The organism is Aureimonas glaciei (genome assembly GCF_014643375.1).
Taxonomy (GTDB): domain Bacteria; phylum Pseudomonadota; class Alphaproteobacteria; order Rhizobiales; family Rhizobiaceae; genus Plantimonas; species Plantimonas glaciei.
On record NZ_BMJJ01000004.1, the window covers coordinates 217,083 to 233,801 of the forward strand.

A 16,719-nucleotide genomic window follows, 5' to 3' on the forward strand; every position below is an offset into this window, starting at 1 on the left:
CCGCTTCGCGACGACTGAGAAGGCCGGGCTGGCGCGGACGGGGAGTTCATTGTCGGTGCCAGAGACGACTCCATTTCCCGTCAGATAGAGCTTCGCTGGCCACTCGCCCGGTCGTCAGGCCTCTATTGGACGGTGCGGTCCGCACACTCTGACTTGCTTGAAGGGGCGGATTGGATGACCGGCCGGACCTTGCGCTCTTGACAGAACAGACCGGGTTCACGAGACCGGGCGGATCAGCATCTGTTCGCTGATCAAGAAAGGGGAGGGAAGAACATGCGCGTTTTCCAACAGAGGGCGAGCGTAGCCGTCGCAGCACTGCTCGTGACGGCGATCGCCGTCGGCGCGCCATCCGCATCCGCCGAGGAGCGGATCGCCTACAAGTCGGCCAAGAGCGGGACGTCCTATTACCAGATGGGCGTCGAGCTGGCGAACGCGCTGAAGGCGGGAACCGATGGCGGCGTGATCCTGACGGTGGAGGAAAGCCAGGGGTCGGTGCAGAACGTGATGGAGGCAGCGGCGCGTCCCGGCAACTATGTCTTTACCGCGCCCCCCTCGCTGGTCTCAGCGGCAGCGGCTGGCAAGGGCGCCTTCGAGAAGCGACCCAATCCGCGCTTTGCCGATATCCGGACCCTCTTTCCGATCCCGTCGTTGACGATGCACTTCGTCATGGCCGGCGACGGTGGCGACCAGTCGCTCGAGGCCATGGTCGGCAAAACGATCCTGCTGGGAAAAGGAAGTTTCGGCGCGACCGAAGGCGAAAAATATCTCGGACTGTTCGGCCTGACCGATAAGGTCACCATTGCCGATGCCGAACTCGGCAATGCGGCGGATGCGCTGACGAATGGCCAGATCGACGGCTTCGTCACCGCAGGCTCCTTCCCGGCGCCCAACGTCATCGAGGCCTCGGCGACAACCAAGATCAAGCTTCTCACGATGAGCGATGCCGAAGTCGAAAAGACCGGGCAGACTCGCCAGGTGATCCCGGCCGGGAGCTATGCTGGGGTCGATGCCGACACGGTCACGACCTCTCTTCCGGTTCTCGCTTTCGCCACCACCGAGATGAGCGACGATACGGCCTATCTCCTGACCAAGACCTTCTGGGAGGCCAAGGCTCAGCTCGCCGCCGCTTCGCCGTGGTGGAAGGCGGTGGCGCCCGAGCTTCTGGCCAACGGCGCGGTCAAGCTTCATCCGGGCGCTGCGCGCTACTATAAGGAAGCCGGTCTTCCCGTTCCGGACGGTCTGCTCTGATCCAGAGTTTTTGAACAGACGGTTCCCGGTCGCGCCTCAGCCTCGACAAGAGGCCTGAAGCGTCGACCGGACGCCGGCACGCGCCTCCAAGTCCTTGGGGGCAGGACGCCACTCAACAAGCCCCGGCACATCCCAGACCTCCGGCGGCAGGGCCGTCGGGCTCTCGGCGACCCGTTTTCGGGGGAGATTCATGCGATGACAGTGAGCACTATGGCAACCGGAGCCCCAGCGCGGCCCACCATGCTTCTGGGCTGGCAGGTGCTCGGACTGATCTCGATCGCCTTTCATCTCGGTTTGATTTTCAGCGGCCTCGTCCCGGCGCTGGTGGCGCGCCCCATTCACATGGCGCTGGCGCTTCCCTGGATCTTCGTGTTCCAGGCACGGGGGGCGTTCCAGCGAGTCTCCGGCTGGATCTTTCTGCTCGTCGGCGAGGCCGGCTGCCTCTACATCGCGCTCAACGCCGATGCGCTGTCCGACCAATACGGCTTTCTCGACAGTGGGCTCCAGATAGCGGTGGCGGCGGCACTGATCGTCGTGACGCTGGAAATGGCGCGTCGTGCCATTGGCTGGCCGCTGCCGCTGGTCGCCCTCGTGTGTCTCCTCTATGGCCTGTTCGGCCAATACGTCCCCGGAGAATACGGACACCCAGCCTTTCCTCTGGAGAGTTTTCTCGGCACGATGACGATCACCGAAGGCGGCATCTGGGGTTCGCTCACCGGCGTCTCCGTTGGCATCGTCGCCATCTTCGTCATTCTCGGCGCCGTTTTGAACGCCGGCGAGGCGGGGCAGGGCTTCATGAACCTCGCGGCGCTGGCCGCCGGGAGACTGCGCGGCGGTGCCGGCAAGATCGCCGTGTTGTCCTCGGCAATGTTCGGATCGATCTCGGGTTCGGCCTCGGCCAATGTCGCCTCGACCGGCGCGGTGACGATTCCGGCGATGAAGCGGCTCGGTTATCCCCCGGCGCTGGCCGGCGCGGTCGAGGCCGTGGCCTCCTCGGGCGGGCAGATCATGCCGCCACTGATGGGGGCGGGCGCCTTCGTCATGGTCGAGCTCACAGGCATTCCCTACAGCTCGATCATGGCGGCAGCGTTGCCGCCGGCGATCCTCTACTTCCTGACCACCTGGATCGGCATCGACCTCTTCGCCCGTCGGCTTGGCCTTGGCGCCATCGATGCCGCCGACCGGCCGAAAATCCGCGACGTCGTGGTCACCACCATGTTTTTTGCCGTCCCGTTCACGGTCCTGCTCTGGGGGATGTTCGTCACAAAGACGACGCCACAATATGCCGCCTGCTTGGCGATCCTGTCGGCCGTGCTGCTGCTTTTCGTCGACATCCGTCTGTCGATCTCGCCGCGCCTTTTCGCTAGGCGGGTTAGCATCGCGGCGATCGAGGCCGGCAGGCAGATCGCCATGATCGCGGCGATCATCATCTGTGCCTCGATCGTTGTCGGCGTGCTCGGCATGACTGGCCTTGGCATCAAGGTCACCTCCGCCATTCTTGCCGTGGCCGGAGAGTCGCTCTGGCCCGCGTTGATCCTCACGGCGCTGGCCTGCATCCTGCTCGGCATGGAAGTGCCGACGACAGCGGCCTACGTCATCTGCGTGACGGTGGCGGGCCCGGCGCTGCAGCGTCTCGGCATCGAACCAATGCTTGCCCATCTCTTCGTCTTCTGGTTCGCGCTGTTGTCGACGATCACGCCACCGGTCTGCGGTGCCGTGTTCATCGCGGCCGGCATGGCCGGCGAAAACTGGTTGAAGGTCGCGGGCTCGGCCATGCGGCTCGGCATTGGCCTCTACATCATCCCGCTGGCGATGATTGCCAATCCGGCGATCGTTCACATGGCTGATCAACCGCTTGCGGCCGCCTTTGCCTTCGTCCGGATCGCGCTGGCGCTCTGGGCCATTTCCTTCGCGCTCATCTCGAACGGCAAGGCGGGGCCGCGCCTTGCTGCCGCCGTCGCAGGCGCCGCCATCTGCTTCTGGCCCGTCTGATCCTGCGGCATTTGTGGTCTCGGGCCGCGGTCAGCCCAGACGGAGCGCCCGAGGACGCACATGATCCACTAGTCGCTCCGCCTGCTGATGGACCTGATCGTGCGTGCAATTGTGCCGGGTCCGCGTCACGTCGCCTTTCCGCCGGCATCTGTGCTCGGCGAAAGGCGCCTGAAGCTGCAAACCGTCTCCAGGTGTGATGGCGGCAAGCGCTCATTGCCCGGAGTCGGCGTGACACAGCCGGCCGAATGTCCAACCCGGCGACTCACTCTGCGGGCGTGAGGCGTTCGCGTCGACAGACGACATCGGGGACGTCCTGGTAGGGGCCGCCTCGCTACGCGCCTTCCAGCAACCGAAGGCGAGCCCCCTCGAAGACACCCTGCAGTGCTCCCACCATCTCGTGGTGCTGTCCGGGCTGCCCTGAAATGACTGAGATGCGATCAAGGCTCTTGAGCAGGGGCGCGGCTTCGAGCCCTGCGACGAAGCGATTGAAAATCTCGAAGTTCATCGCGGTGGGAGCGGCATACATCCGCCCACCTATCCTTCAGACAACTGCGCTTTGGATCTCTGTAGGCGGCATCCTGTAATGCCCGCAAATGTCCGTTTCGGACGGATTTCGGCCTCGCGCTGAGGTCGCCAGGTCGCGTAGGACATCCACGGCCTGGGCGCAAAAAACGTCGCTTGATTTTGTCCGGCTCAAGAGGCCGGCGCCGATCTCCATCCAACAATTGCACGCCTGATGATGCCGTCCGGCCGTCATGTGAGACACGACTGACTTGTTCAGAGGCCTAAAGCACGGGGAAGAGTCGTGGCGATGGATGGCACGAAGAGAACTATGAGGCTGGCGAGCAAAAGCGGGATGATGAAGCGGACCAGATAGCGGTTGGCTTCGACCGGCTTGGCCCCGATCACCCTTGCGGCGGTGTAGATGCCCACTGCCAGCGGAGGAGTCATGGAGCCAACGATCAGGTTCATGATGAGGACGACGCCGTAGACCAGCGGATCGAAGCCGAGGGCGATCGCCACGGGGAGAAAAATCGGCGTGGTGATGATGATGATGGCCATCGTCTCCATGAACACGCCCAAGATCAGGAAGAAGGCCTGGATGAGCAGGATCGAAACCACTGGTGAGTCGGTGATGCCCTGCATCCAGGCGGCGACCATCGACGGGACCTGATTGATCGTGATGACCCAAGCGAGAGCGGAGGATGTCGCAATGATGATAAGGATGACGGAGCTCGTCAGCACGGTCCTCACCAGAATGTCCTGCATCTTTGCGACGGTCACCTCGCGATAGAGAAGTCCGGCAAGAAGAAGAGCGTAGACGGCGCCGACCGCGGCGGCCTCGGTGGACGTGAAATAGCCTCCCAAAATGCCGCCCAGGATCACCACTGGCAGCAAAAGAGGCGGAATGGCCGAAGTAAAGGAGACAGCGATTTCCCGGAAGTCGAGCGTGCCACCTCCGCCATAGCCTTCCTGTCTCGCGACAATCATGGCCGTTGCGGAAAGAAGAACGGCAACGAGAATGCCGGGGACCAGGCTGGCCAGGAAGAGGGCGCCAATGGAAACTCCGCCTATGAGGCCGAAGATGATTAGCGGAACGCTGGGTGGTATCAAGATACCAAGCCCGCCCGAAGCCGCCATGACTGCGGTCGCATATCCTTTGGAATAACCGTTCCGGACCATTTCGGGTCCCATCACCCCGCCAACGGCGGCGATGGTTGCCACGCCTGATCCGGACACGGCACCGAAAAACGCCGACGCGCCGACGTTGGCGACGGCGAGGCCGCCGGGAAGCGGACGAAGAAAGGAGTTGGCAAAGCGCATCAGCCTGGGCGTGCTGCCGAGCTCCATCAGGTAGCCGACCAGAATGAACAGGGGAAGCGCCAGCATGGGGAACGAATTTACGCCGGCAATGGAGCGCTGAATCAGAATGTCCGCGGCGAAGCGCCCATCGTAGACCAGATAAGAGAGTATCGCCATGGCGATGGCGAAGGCCACCGGCACAGCCAGCAGCAGAAACAGGACGAAGCTCATGCTGAGAACGACAAGGGGCATCTCAGACCTCCCGAACCGGAACAGTTGGTTGCGCGAGGTCTCGATCTCCTCGGATGAGGAAGACGATCGTCTGGACGGCCATGATCGCGAATGCGATGGGCGCGCAAGCATAGGCGTATCCATTGGGCACGCCCAGCGAGATCGAAATCCTGGACATGGATGCCGAAGCGTATACCCATCCGGCGTAAACCGCCCAGATGAAGAAGCCGAGCAGCAGGAGATCGACCATCACGATCATCGCTTTTCGGATCCTGCCGCCAACGACGTCGAGCACGAAGTCGATGGCGATATGGTCCCGGCGACCCCAGGCGAGGGCGCTACCCAGAAATGTCAGGTAGACCAGGAGGAAACGGCATAGTTCCTCCACCCAGAAGAGAGGCGCGTCCCACGCGTATCTCAGCGCGACCTGTCCAGCCAGAAGGCAGGCAAAGGCCACGACGATGAGTGTGCATGCGATGCACAGCACTCTGTCCAGGGCCAGTATGATCCAGTCCAGATTTTTCATTGCATTCCTCCCGGTTCGATCAGAGAGCGCGCTGCCCACCGCTCGCGGACAGCAGGCCTCGGCGTCGCGACTATTGCGTCTTTCCGCCCCGGATTTGCCTTGCGAGTGCCATTAGATCTGCGCCGATCGTTTCCTCAGATCTTGCCCATACCGTTTCGGTGGCCGTCTGGAATGCCTGCTTGTCGACTTCGTTGACCTCCATTCCCGCAGCCTTGAGTTCTTCGACGAGCTGCTCGTCGCCTTGCGCGATCAGTTGGCGCTCCCGCATCTTGGCTTCGTCGAAGGCTGTCTGGACAGCGCTCTGGGTGGGCTGGTCCAGACCGTCCCACCAGACTTTCGACACGACGATCGGAGCGGCGTTCCAGATGTGGCCGGAGGTGCTGAGATACTTCTGCACGTTGGCCAGGCTGGCCTTGGAGATCAAGGCCAACGGATTTTCCTGGCCGTCGACCACGCCCTGCTGAAGAGCTGCGTAGAGCTCGGTGAAGGGCAGCGCCACCGCACTGGCCCCGAGAGAGGCGAACATCGCGAGCCGGATCTGCGACTCTGCCGTGCGGAAACGCAGTCCGCTCATGTCGGACGGGACGACGATGGCACGCTTGCTGTTGGTGAAGTGGCGAAAGCCGTTCTCCCAGAACGCTAAAATCTTGAATCCATGCTCTTCCGCCTTGGCCGCGATCAGCTGGCCGAACTCTCCGTCGACGGCGGCATAGGCGGCTTCCCGTGTCGGGAAGAGAAAGGGCAATTCCTCGACACCGAACTGGGGAGAGTAGGGCTGGAAAATCGATATTCCCTGCGCAACCTGTCCCTCCAGCACTCCCGAGTTGATCTGGTCCAGGGTCTCCATCTCGCTCCCGAGGACGCCGTCGTTGAAGACCTGGACGTCGAGATTGATGTCATCCCTGGCATTCAGGGCATCGGCGATTTCCTGGAGAACGATGCCGCTGGGATGCGACGCTGGGGCCACGTTTGCGATCTTCATCGTCGTCTGTGCCGCAGCAGCCCCCGTGCCCATCAGGAATGCGAGTGTCACGACGAGTGCTTTGTTCTTCGAAAAATGCTTCATCACATGCTTCTCCCAGAAAGTGTTTTTTTCAGTTGGATCGCACCGCTCCCACGATGCCTTTCATTCCGGACGACAGCAGGAAGCGGTCGCTGCTGATGGCGACCACGTCGACACCCTTCAAGATCCAACGGTCGAAGTCGTTTCGAACCCCCGCGCCGTCGCTGGCGAACGACACCGCCATCACGCCTACATCCTTGGCGAGGGCGCGGGCGGCAAGGTCCTCCAGGCAGGCCTGCACGTCCGGATGGGCGAAATTTCCCTCGTGACCAAGGGCCTGCGCCAGGTCAAAGGGGCCGAGGGTGACGTAATCGATGCCCGGAACAGCGATGATCGCGTCAAAGTTCTCGACCCCTTCAGGCGTCTCTATGAGAGCCGCCACGAAGACATTGTCGCGCGTCCAGTCGAGATAGGCGCTCCAGTCTTCGACGCCGTGTCCCGTGCCTCGTGTGCAGGGGCACGCACCCCGTTTCCCCTTGGGGCCATAGGTGGCTGCCTCGACGATGGCCCTGGCTTCCGCCGCGTTGGAGACGCTCGGCACCAGCACGCCCATGGCCCCCGCGTCGAGAACCTTGAAGATATTGGTTCGCGTGTGGTCGGGAACCCGAACGACGGGGACCGAGCCGGCGGCCTCTACGGCCCTGATCATCTCTACAGCACCTTCGATGCCAAACGATCCGTGTTCCATGTCGATTATGACGAAATCGAATCCCGCCCGGCCCGCGATCTCGCAGAACTCCGGGCTTTTCGTCTGCGCCCAGGTTCCGATGAGCGGCTGGCGTTTGCCCTTGCCCGAAAGCAGTGGATTTCCTCTTTGCATTCTGTCTCTCCTCCCAACACGTCAACTCTGCGGCAATTGACATTGCAGCGACATTGCACTGACATTGCAGTTGAGCAAGGCCTACTGTCAAGTTGACTTCGCCGGGCGCCCCTGGCCCTGGCGAGAGAGGAGTGCATCGATGACCACGATCGAAGAGCCGGTAGCAGGGCGGACGCTCTCGAAGGAAGAGGCCTACACCCGTATCAAATCCGCCCTGTTCGAAAGCACGGATCCGGAAGAAGTCTATTCGGAGAGGTCGCTTTCCAAGCGTCTGGAGTTGGGTCTTGCCCCGATCCGCTCAGCAATCGGCCGCTTGCAGAACGAAGGCCTGATCGTGGTGCTTCCGAATGCCGGGTTCATGCTGAAGCCGATGACCCACAGGGCGATCGCCGACTTCTACGAGGTGCGTATGGTCGTCGAGGCCCACGTTGTCACCAGTCTGACAGGACGGGTCGGGCCTGCCCAGAAGCAGCAGATCGAGGCGATCCTCGTGCAGCAGGCCGACTGCCTGCTCGACAACGACGCCCGGACGTTTCACCGTCTGGACATGGGCTTCCACATAGCCTTGGCGCGTCTGCACGGAAACGAGGAGATGATCAGGATCCTCGAACGACTGGAAGATCGGATGCACCGTATCTCGGTGGAACTGCACGGGCGCCATCCAGAGCGACTGCGTCCCCTCGTCGAACAACACCATGGTATTCTAGACGAAATCGTCTCCGGAGATCCCGTGGTCGCGGGCGTCAAGTTGCGCGATCACTTGGCTTGGGGGCGGTCGATGATCGTCAATCGCGGACAGCATTTCTAAGACTGGGTCAGCCGGCCTGCTGCAAGACTTGTGGACGGGAGGTTGAACCGTCCGCACCGGTTTCCTGCGATGGCAACAGCCAAGGCGGAGGGTCTGGGCGCCGAAACATGAAGAAGCAGGACGTCGCCGAACAGGTCGGCCTTTCCCTGACCGCGCCTTCGGCAAGCCCGGTTTGGAAGCCGCCGGCGAAGCACCGGGCGCTTCGCGAATACACGATACCGGCCATATCCATCTATGCGCCTCGAGGCGCCTCGATGGCACCGAACATCCGCTCGGGTTCCTGGCAAAATAAGCCCCGGCTTTTCGGAATGTCGCGGCCGCCTTCATCCCGCAGGGACGCCGCCTCCATCAATCGGGCTGCTCGATCTGCATGACGGGCATGATGCTGCACAGGTGTTTGATGAATTCCCGCTCCATGCGCGAGGGAGGTCTGCGCTGCGACTGCAGGAGTGAAATGGGCATCGACACGAAGGGGCGGAAGGGACGCCAGACGACGGCCGGGCCCTGGCAGCAATGATAGGTTTCGGCGTCGACCAGCCCGATGCCCGCTCCCTCGGCCACGAGATTGCAGAGCGTGCTGCCGAGCGACACCTCGATGCGCCGGAGCAGATTGATCCCCGCATCGGCCGACAGTCCGTCCACCTGCCGGCTGATCACGTCCGCCCGGGAAAGGCTGATGAGCGTCTGCGACGCAAGATCCTCCAGCCCGATCTGTGTCTTGGCCGCAAGCCTGTTGCCTACCGGCAGCACGGCGCCGACCTCGATATCGAACAGGGGAGTTCTGACGACGGCCGGGTCGTTCGTCGACGTCTGGCACAGGCCGATGTCGATCCTCCCCTGGCCCACGAGTTGCGCCATGTGTGGTGAGGAAAAGGCCTCGAACGTCAGATTCGCCTCGGGGAACCGGTCGATGAAGCGCACGACGACAGAGGGCAGCCAGCGCACCGAGAGGGCCGGAATCACGCCGACGACAAGCCGCCCGTGCTTCAGCGCCATGAGATCCCCGGCAACGCTGGAGAGATAGCGGAGCCCGCTGAAGCTGCGCTCGACCTCTGTATAGAAGGCGCGGGCCTCGACCGTGGGAACAAGCCCGTTCTGCGTCCGCTGGAACAGGGGAAACCCGATCTCGCCCTCCAGCGCGCTCAGCGCCTTGCTGACGGCCGGCTGAGATATTCGCAGCGAGGCTGCGGCCCCGGTGATCGTGCCTTGCTCCATCACGGCCTTGAAGAACTCGACCTGCCTGTGTGTCAGCTTCATCCATAACCCCTCGTTATGACGCTCCGAACATTATGAATTTGACACGGTTCTGTTACGCGTACAAGCTCAACCCACTCAAGCAAAGATGAATCCTGGTCAATACTGACCCAGGTAGCAGTAAAAATCGATCAATAATGCATAATTCATAACCAATATCACCCCTGTTTCAAACATCTCGGAGCTCTCGCCATGAAAATAATGGCCCGCGGCGTAATGGCTGTACTGTTCGCTTCTCTCGTATCGACGACGGCGATGGCCGAGTCGGCGCCCGCGGGCGTGCTGAGAATTGCGGTCGGCGCCGATCCCGAGACGTTCGATCCGCATTTCAACGACCTGCCGACCGGCAACACCGTCGATATGCACGTCCTCGAAGGGCTCTTCCGTCTGGACAGCGAAAACAACGTCGTCAACGAATTGGCGACCGAGCACGCCTTTTCCGCCGATGGGAAGGTCTTCACCGTCAAGATCGACGAGGGACATGTCTTCTCGAACGGCAATCCAGTGAATGCCGAGGCCGTCGCCGCATCCTTCAACCGTCTGCTCGATCCGGCGGTCGGCTCGATCTACCGCGGCCTCTATGCGTCGATCGAGCGGGTCAGCGCGCCGGACGCGAAGACGGTGGAGTTCCATCTGGCAGAGCCGAACGGCCACATTCTCCTGCTTCTGGCGTCGACGACCGCGACGATTATCGATGTGAAGGCATTGGCCGAGATGGGGGCGGAATACAGCCGCCGACCCGTCGGGAGCGGCCCCTACGTGGTCGATAGCTTCGTGGGCGGCGAGCGCTACCGCCTGGTGCCCAGCCCGACCTACAAGGGAGCCTATCCGGCTAAACTGGAAGCCATCGACTTTCTGGTCGTTCCCGAGGACGGCTCCCGGATGGCGATGATGGAAACGGCCGAGGTCGACATTGCCGAGCGGGTTCCGCCGGAGTCGATCGAGACGATTCGCGCTGTCGACGGGGTCGACGTGATCACGCCGCCGAGCATGTTCTCGATCAACATGGAAATGGTGCTGAAGGGACCGCTGGAAGACCCCAGGGTCCGGGAGGCGCTGAATCTGTCGGTGGACCGTGAGGGGATGATCCAGGGCATCCTGGGCGGACTCGGCACATCGTCCGTCACCATGCCCGGACCGGGCACGCAGAACGAGCTGCGCGTCACCTTCGACCCGATCCCCTTCGACGTCGAACGGGCCAAGGCGCTGATGCAGGAGGCAGGTTATGCGCCGGGCGAACTGTCCCTGACGATGGTCTGCCCGAATGGGCGGTACATCAAGGACGCGCAGATCTGCCAGGCGCTGCAGGGCTCCTTCCAGGCGATCGGCATCAATGCGACGGCACAGGTCGTCGACCGGGGGACCTGGACGGAGATCGTCAGCCAGCCGCCCGCGCAGCGCCAGGACAACATGGGCATGCTCGGCCGCGCGACCGCCGGCATGGATTTCACGCTCTACCGGCTGTTCAAGTCCGGCGTCGGCGCCAACACGACCGGCTATTCCAGCCCCGAGGTCGACGCGATGCTGGCAGAGGGGCGCGCCGAAACCGACCTCGCCAAACAGAAGGACATATACGCCAAGATCCAGAAGAAGATCTGGGAGGATCGCCCCTTCATCTTCCTCTGGTATCAAACGCAGGCCATTGGCGTGTCCGATCGGGTCCAGGGGCTGGAAGTCCAGCCGAACGAGACCATGCACTTCGACCAGGTTTCATTGTCGAAGTCTTGAGAGGGGCAGAACGCCATGTTCGTGCTGAAGCGTATCCTCGCTGCCGTTCCCACGCTTCTGATCGTTTCGTTCCTGGTGTTCTGGTTCGTCGACCTGATCCCTGGCGACCCCGCCCGAATCCAGGCGGGGCCGATGGCCACGGCCGAGGAGGTCGAGGTGATCCGGGACAAGATGGGGCTGAACGAGCCCGCTTGGGAACGCTATCAGCAGTTCCTTATCGGCGTCGTCAACCCCGACGTGGCGGTGTCGCTGCGGACCGGGCGGCCGATTTCGACGGAGATCGGCGAGCGGTTGCCCAACACGCTGATCGTGGCGATCGGCGGGCTCGTCGTCGGACTGATCCTGGGTGCGATCGGCGGCGTCGCCAGTGCGCTGAAGCAGGGCGGCTGGGCAGATACGGCGATATCATTGTTCACCCTGGCCGGCATCTCTATGCCGATCTACTGGCTCGGCCTGCTGTGCATCTGGTTGTTTGCGGTTCGGCTCGGCTGGCTGCCGGCGGCAGGGGCATCGACACCGTCGCATTTCGTCCTGCCGATCCTGGCGGTTGCGACCCGGCCCGCCGCCATGTTCAGCCGGCTGGTGACGGCCAGCCTGCTCGAGGTCATGGGCAAGGACTATCTCGACACCGCCCGCTCGAAGGGTCTGAGCGAGATGAGCGTCATCCTGCATCACGCCCTGCGCAATTCGCTGATCGCGGCGATCTCGGTGGCGGGGGTGCAGTTCGGGGCCATGCTGGGCGGGTCGGTGATCACCGAAACCGTCTTCGGCATTCCCGGTGTCGGCCGCCTCTTGGTGGATGCCGTCTCGCGGGCCGACTACCCGGTGATCCAGTATTCGATCCTGATGTTCGCGTTCTTTTTCGTGCTCATCAACCTGATGACCGACCTGCTCACCCAGTGGCTCGACCCACGGGCACGCACCGCATGAGAAAGGGGATCAGGCCGATGACCGTCACGACAGCAACCGCTCTTCCCGACACCGCGGCGCACGACGCCCGGCCAAAGCGCCCATCCCGCGGGGCGAGCATCCTGCTCGCGCTGGCCCGTCAGCCGAAGGGGCTGGTCGGCCTGTCGCTGGTGATTATGTTCGTCGCAATGGCACTGTTCGGCGCCTCTGTCGCGCCGTACGATCCCTATGCGCAAAGCTTTGCCAACACCCTCAAGGCCCCGTCCGCTGACCATTGGTTCGGCACCGATCAGCTCGGCCGCGATGTATTCAGTCGCGTTCTGACCGGGGCTCGCACTTCGCTGGGCATCGGCATCGGTGGCGTCGCGATCGCTTTTCTCATCGGCGTGCCGGTCGGCATGGTCGCGGCTCTGCGGCAGGGGCGCATCGACTTTCTGATCATGCGCTGCGTCGACATCATGATGAGCTTTCCTGACATCGTCTTCGCGCTCGCCATCGTCGCCATCCTCGGCGCCAACACGCAGAACGTCATCATTGCGGTGGGCGTCGTGTCGATCCCGGTCTTTGCGCGAACCGCCCGCGCCGTCACCAGCAGCATCCTGTCCGAACCCTATATCGAGGGAAGCCGTTCGCTCGGCTGTTCGCCGTCCCGCATCGTCCTGCGCCACGTCCTGCCCAATATTTCGGGGATCCTCCTGACGCTGTCCAGCCTGCTGTTTGCGACCACCCTGCTGTCGGCCTCAGGTCTGTCGTTTCTGGGACTTGGCACGCAGCCGCCGGAGCCCGAATGGGGAACCATGCTGGGGGAAAGCCGGTCCTACCTCAGGTCCCACCCCCATCTGGCGACGTTCCCCGGCCTGTGCCTGGCCTTGGCAGCCCTTGGCTTCAACCTGCTCGGCGAAGCGCTTCGCAACATCTTCGACCCCACCTCCGCACGCCGTTCGCCTGCCGCCTCGATTTTCGCGTCCCTCATGGGCGTCCGGGTCGACCGCAACAAGCCGGCCAGCGCCGAGCCTGCCGGCGGCTCGGCCGACGAACCGGTCAGGGCACAGAGAGTTCGCGTCGCCTTCTTCCCCGGCATCAATGCCGTCGAAGTTCTGCGCGGCGTCGACTTTACGGCGGCGCGAGGGCGCACTACCGCGATCGTCGGCGAATCCGGCTCGGGCAAGAGCACCTTCCTGCGCGTGATCGCAACGCTCCTGCCCGCACAGGCGCAGGTCACCTCCGGAACCGTGCAGGTTGCCGGCGCCGAGATCACCCGCTGTACGCCGGGCCAGATCAGGGAGCTGCGCCGCAGGCGCATCGGCATCATCTTCCAGGACGCGGCGAGCGCGCTCAATCCGGTGATCACCGTCGGCGCGCAGCTCGTCGAAGCGATTAGGCAGGGTGGCGGCCCGTCGCAACAGGAGGCCTGGCAGCAGGCGGCCATGCTTCTGACCGATGTCGGCATCGGTGATGCGCACAGCCGCCTCGACATGTACCCGCATCAGTTCTCGGGCGGCATGAAGCAACGCATCGTCATCGCCATGGCCCTGGCGCAGAAGCCCGAAATCCTGCTGGCCGACGAACCGACCAGCGCGCTCGACGTGACGATCCAGCAGCAGATTCTGCTCCTGCTGCGCACGATCCAGACCCAGCGGCGGATGACACTGATCCTCGTCACCCATGATCTCGGCCTGGTGGCGCGCTACGCGGACGACGTGGCTGTCATGTATGCGGGTGACGTGGTCGAGTTCGGCAGTGTCGACGACGTGCTGACCCAGCCAGCCCACCCCTACACACGGGCGCTCAAGGATTCCGCGCCCACCGAGGCCGTCGATGGCCTGCGCAGGCGCCTGCCGAGCATCGCCGGCGAGCCGCCCTTCCTCGGCAGGCTACCGGAGGGGTGTGCCTTCCACCCCCGCTGCGGGCTGGGCACCGACAGGACGCGCTGCCGGACGGTCGCGCCCGAGCGGCGCCAGATTGCCGGACAATGGGCCGCCTGCCATTTCGCCGAGGAGCAGTTCGATGGCAAATCCTGACGCGCCGACGACCGCGGCCGTTGTCTCGGCCGACGCGCTGCATATGCACTTTTCCCAGCGCAGCCGCTTTCTCGGTCGGGTCACCGGAAACCCGGTCCGGGCCGTGGATGGTGTCTCGTTCTCGGTCGCCAAGGGAAAGTGTTTTGCCATCGTCGGCGAGTCGGGATCGGGCAAGAGCACTCTTGCCCGCCTGTTGGTCGGGCTTTTGAAGCCCACCGAGGGCGACGTCACCATTGCCGGTCATGTCTTGTCGGGCGTCAGTGAGTCGGCCATGCGCGGCATGCGGCGCCGGGTGCAACTGGTGCTGCAGGACCCACGCGCATCGCTCGATCCACGGATGCGCGTCGAGGCCGTCCTCGAAGAGGCGCTGATTGTTCACGGCCTCGGCCGCACGGCCGATGAACGACGTCAGCGGATCATGCGTGTCGTCCGCCAGGTCGGGCTCGATGCCCAGCATCTCGACCGGTTCGCGAATGAATTGTCCGGCGGCCAGCGCCAGCGGGTTGCGATCGCCCGGGCCATCATCGTCGAACCCGAAATCCTCGTCCTCGACGAGCCGGTCAGCGCGCTGGACGTCTCGGTTCAGGCGCAGGTCGTCAACCTGTTGATGGACCTGCAGGAGCAGCTCGGCCTGACCTATGTGGTCATCACCCACGACCTCGCCCTTGTCGGACACATGGCCGATGCCGTGGGCGTCATGTATCTCGGCGCCTTCGTCGAAAACGGCCCCGTCTCGGCGGTGGTTGCCGACCCGCGCCATCCCTACACGGCGAGCCTTCTCTCGGTGGTCGCGACCTCGGACCCGAAGGTCGAGCGGCAGCGGGCCATCACGATCCTGGAAGGCCAGATCCCCAGCCCGCGCGACATGCCCGCCGGCTGCACATTCCACACGCGCTGTCCCCTGGCAAAGCGCATCGCAGCGGAATCGGACGGCGGGGTGCTGCCCCACCGTTGCCTGACCGAAAAGCCGGCCCCCCGCCCGTTCGCCGGACGCACCATCACCTGCCATTTCGCGGAACGGCTTCACGAGCCGCAGCCCGCCACCGTGGCATCGACCATCCCCCTGTAACATTCGAACTATGGAGTCTTTGATGAGCAAGGTCACGAGCACCCACGAGATCGTCATTGTCGGCGGCGGAATTTACGGGACCAGCCTGGCATACGAACTCGCCAGCCGCGGACGTGACGTGCTGCTCTTGGAGGGCGGGGAAATCGCGGGGGGCGCCTCAGGCGGGCCTGGCGAGCGCGGCGTGCGCGCCAACAACCGCGACATCCGTGAACTGCCGGTCGTATCGCTGTCGATCGACCGCTGGCAGGTCTTTCAGGAGCAGTTCGAGGGGGGCGTGGGATATCGCCGGGTCGGCGGACTCCAAGTCTTCGATCTGCCCTACGGCCACCGCGAGCATGAAATCCGCGGGCGTATGGAAGCCAAGGCCGCCATCCAGAGTGCGCTCGGCACCCCCAGCAAAATCCTGTCGCGTGACGAAGTCTTCGCGCTCGAGCCCGAAATGAGCCGATCCATCGTCGGCGCCATGTACTGTCCTAATGACGGTGTCGGCGACCACACCTTCGCCACACGCCAGTTCGCCAAGGCGGCCGAGGCGGCCGGCGCGACGATCCGCACCATGGCCAAAGTGTCGGCCCTTCTGGCCGACCGTGGCCGGATCCGCGCCGTCCGCCTGGTCGATGGCGAGGAGATCGGTGTCGGCGACAAGCTCTTCGTCTTGAGCAATGTCGGTGCGCCGAAGCTCCTTGCGGAGCATGTCGGACAGGGGGCATTGCCCCCGACATGGAACCTGATGCCGCAGATGATGTATGTGACCAATCCTGAAAACCACGTGATCAAGCACCTCGTCTCCCACGCGCATCGGCGGCTGGCGATCAAGCAGTTGCCGGACGGGACGATCATGCTGTCGGGCGGCGTCAGCGTTTCCCACAAGGACGGGCGGGTGGACACCGGCTCGCTCAGTGCGACCGCCATCAACCTGACCGACTCGATCATGACGTTCCCCTTCCTGGACCGGTCGGAATTCGTCCAGGTCGACGCGACACGGGTCGATACCAATGCGCTCGACGACATTCCGATCATCGACCGGCCGCAGCACCTGCCGAACCTCTATTACGGCTATGCCTGGTCCGGGCATGGCTTCGCGATTTCGCTCGGCTTCACCAAACTGTTCGCCGATTGGGCGGAAACGGGCGACAAACCGGCCGATCTCGAGCCCTTCTCTCCCAGCCGTTTCACGCTGTCGCCAAGGGTTTCCGTCCAGCCATCGCGCCTTGCGCTGACCGCCTGAGCCCAGCCGAAAGTGACCA

General features: G+C 63.5%; 14 protein-coding genes. 8 read left to right on the forward strand and 6 right to left on the reverse strand.

Annotation, left to right across the window (positions count from 1 at the left end):
* Window positions 1-273 precede the first annotated feature (273 nt).
* Together IEX88_RS10315 and IEX88_RS10320 are read left to right on the forward strand one after the other, a co-directional pair.
* A complete protein-coding gene (locus IEX88_RS10315; RefSeq protein ID WP_188850525.1) occupies window positions 274-1,248 on the forward strand; it encodes a TAXI family TRAP transporter solute-binding subunit in 975 nt (324 codons plus the stop codon).
* 195 nt (window positions 1,249-1,443) lie between these two features.
* Entirely contained in the window at window positions 1,444-3,240 is a 1,797-nt protein-coding gene (locus IEX88_RS10320) for a TRAP transporter permease (RefSeq protein ID WP_188850526.1), read from the forward strand.
* Window positions 3,241-3,571: 331 nt separating this feature from the next.
* Here the strand turns inward: IEX88_RS10320 and IEX88_RS10325 are convergent, their stop codons facing one another.
* From IEX88_RS10325 to IEX88_RS10345, 5 genes are all read right to left on the reverse strand, one after another.
* Complete coding sequence (locus IEX88_RS10325) at window positions 3,572-3,766, reverse strand: hypothetical protein (protein WP_188850527.1); 195 nt, start codon at window positions 3,764-3,766, stop codon at window positions 3,572-3,574.
* A 251-nt stretch (window positions 3,767-4,017) separates the two neighbouring features.
* Window positions 4,018-5,295 carry a TRAP transporter large permease gene (locus IEX88_RS10330; protein ID WP_188850528.1) on the reverse strand — a complete coding sequence of 426 codons (1,278 nt, stop codon included), beginning with the start codon at window positions 5,293-5,295 and terminating at the stop codon, window positions 4,018-4,020.
* 1 nt (window position 5,296) lies between these two features.
* Window positions 5,297-5,800, reverse strand: a complete 504-nt coding sequence (locus IEX88_RS10335) for a TRAP transporter small permease (protein WP_188850529.1) — start codon at window positions 5,798-5,800, stop codon at window positions 5,297-5,299.
* Between the two features lie 70 nt (window positions 5,801-5,870).
* Window positions 5,871-6,866: a DctP family TRAP transporter solute-binding subunit gene (locus IEX88_RS10340; RefSeq protein ID WP_188850530.1), complete on the reverse strand. Its 996-nt coding sequence runs from the start codon at window positions 6,864-6,866 to the stop codon at window positions 5,871-5,873.
* 28 nt (window positions 6,867-6,894) lie between these two features.
* Window positions 6,895-7,683: an HpcH/HpaI aldolase family protein gene (locus IEX88_RS10345; RefSeq protein WP_188850531.1), complete on the reverse strand. Its 789-nt coding sequence runs from the start codon at window positions 7,681-7,683 to the stop codon at window positions 6,895-6,897.
* Window positions 7,684-7,822: 139 nt separating this feature from the next.
* On the opposite strand from IEX88_RS10345, the gene IEX88_RS10350 reads away from it, so the two are divergent.
* Window positions 7,823-8,491 carry a GntR family transcriptional regulator gene (locus IEX88_RS10350; RefSeq protein ID WP_188850532.1) on the forward strand — a complete coding sequence of 223 codons (669 nt, stop codon included), beginning with the start codon at window positions 7,823-7,825 and terminating at the stop codon, window positions 8,489-8,491.
* Between the two features lie 348 nt (window positions 8,492-8,839).
* Here the strand turns inward: IEX88_RS10350 and IEX88_RS10355 are convergent, their stop codons facing one another.
* Window positions 8,840-9,748 carry a LysR substrate-binding domain-containing protein gene (locus IEX88_RS10355; RefSeq protein ID WP_188850533.1) on the reverse strand — a complete coding sequence of 303 codons (909 nt, stop codon included), beginning with the start codon at window positions 9,746-9,748 and terminating at the stop codon, window positions 8,840-8,842.
* A 189-nt stretch (window positions 9,749-9,937) separates the two neighbouring features.
* Here IEX88_RS10355 and IEX88_RS10360 point away from each other — a divergent pair, with 189 nt between their 5' ends.
* The 5 genes from IEX88_RS10360 to IEX88_RS10380 are packed head-to-tail and all read left to right on the forward strand — an operon-like array spanning window position 9,938 to window position 16,700.
* Window positions 9,938-11,473 (forward strand): ABC transporter substrate-binding protein, encoded by a 1,536-nt coding sequence (locus IEX88_RS10360; RefSeq protein WP_188850534.1) that lies wholly within the window; start codon window positions 9,938-9,940, stop codon window positions 11,471-11,473.
* Window positions 11,474-11,488: 15 nt separating this feature from the next.
* Window positions 11,489-12,403, forward strand: a complete 915-nt coding sequence (locus IEX88_RS10365; RefSeq protein ID WP_188850535.1) for an ABC transporter permease — start codon at window positions 11,489-11,491, stop codon at window positions 12,401-12,403.
* Window positions 12,404-12,420: 17 nt separating this feature from the next.
* On the forward strand, window positions 12,421-14,403 hold the full coding sequence (locus IEX88_RS10370) for a dipeptide/oligopeptide/nickel ABC transporter permease/ATP-binding protein (protein WP_188850536.1): 1,983 nt from the start codon (window positions 12,421-12,423) through the stop codon (window positions 14,401-14,403).
* Window positions 14,390-15,472, forward strand: a complete 1,083-nt coding sequence (locus IEX88_RS10375) for an ABC transporter ATP-binding protein (RefSeq protein ID WP_188850537.1) — start codon at window positions 14,390-14,392, stop codon at window positions 15,470-15,472. The genes IEX88_RS10370 and IEX88_RS10375 overlap by 14 nt, the downstream gene beginning before the upstream one ends.
* Window positions 15,473-15,494: 22 nt before the next feature.
* Complete coding sequence (locus tag IEX88_RS10380) at window positions 15,495-16,700, forward strand: NAD(P)/FAD-dependent oxidoreductase (RefSeq protein ID WP_188850538.1); 1,206 nt, start codon at window positions 15,495-15,497, stop codon at window positions 16,698-16,700.
* The last annotated feature ends 19 nt before the right edge of the window (window positions 16,701-16,719 follow it).

What these genes read in the sequence shown, in the direction of transcription:
- IEX88_RS10340 (WP_188850530.1), bottom strand. Translation starts at nt 6,866, where the DNA reads ATGAAGCATTTTTCGAAGAACAAAGCACTCGTCGTGACACTCGCATTC.
- IEX88_RS10370 (WP_188850536.1), top strand. Translation starts at nt 12,421, where the DNA reads ATGACCGTCACGACAGCAACCGCTCTTCCCGACACCGCGGCGCACGAC.
- IEX88_RS10330 (WP_188850528.1), bottom strand. Translation starts at nt 5,295, where the DNA reads ATGCCCCTTGTCGTTCTCAGCATGAGCTTCGTCCTGTTTCTGCTGCTG.
- IEX88_RS10360 (WP_188850534.1), top strand. Translation starts at nt 9,938, where the DNA reads ATGAAAATAATGGCCCGCGGCGTAATGGCTGTACTGTTCGCTTCTCTC.
- IEX88_RS10320 (WP_188850526.1), top strand. Translation starts at nt 1,444, where the DNA reads ATGACAGTGAGCACTATGGCAACCGGAGCCCCAGCGCGGCCCACCATG.
- IEX88_RS10315 (WP_188850525.1), top strand. Translation starts at nt 274, where the DNA reads ATGCGCGTTTTCCAACAGAGGGCGAGCGTAGCCGTCGCAGCACTGCTC.
- IEX88_RS10375 (WP_188850537.1), top strand. Translation starts at nt 14,390, where the DNA reads ATGGCAAATCCTGACGCGCCGACGACCGCGGCCGTTGTCTCGGCCGAC.
- IEX88_RS10380 (WP_188850538.1), top strand. Translation starts at nt 15,495, where the DNA reads ATGAGCAAGGTCACGAGCACCCACGAGATCGTCATTGTCGGCGGCGGA.
- IEX88_RS10365 (WP_188850535.1), top strand. Translation starts at nt 11,489, where the DNA reads ATGTTCGTGCTGAAGCGTATCCTCGCTGCCGTTCCCACGCTTCTGATC.
- IEX88_RS10325 (WP_188850527.1), bottom strand. Translation starts at nt 3,766, where the DNA reads ATGTATGCCGCTCCCACCGCGATGAACTTCGAGATTTTCAATCGCTTC.
- IEX88_RS10345 (WP_188850531.1), bottom strand. Translation starts at nt 7,683, where the DNA reads ATGCAAAGAGGAAATCCACTGCTTTCGGGCAAGGGCAAACGCCAGCCG.
- IEX88_RS10355 (WP_188850533.1), bottom strand. Translation starts at nt 9,748, where the DNA reads ATGAAGCTGACACACAGGCAGGTCGAGTTCTTCAAGGCCGTGATGGAG.
- IEX88_RS10335 (WP_188850529.1), bottom strand. Translation starts at nt 5,800, where the DNA reads ATGAAAAATCTGGACTGGATCATACTGGCCCTGGACAGAGTGCTGTGC.
- IEX88_RS10350 (WP_188850532.1), top strand. Translation starts at nt 7,823, where the DNA reads ATGACCACGATCGAAGAGCCGGTAGCAGGGCGGACGCTCTCGAAGGAA.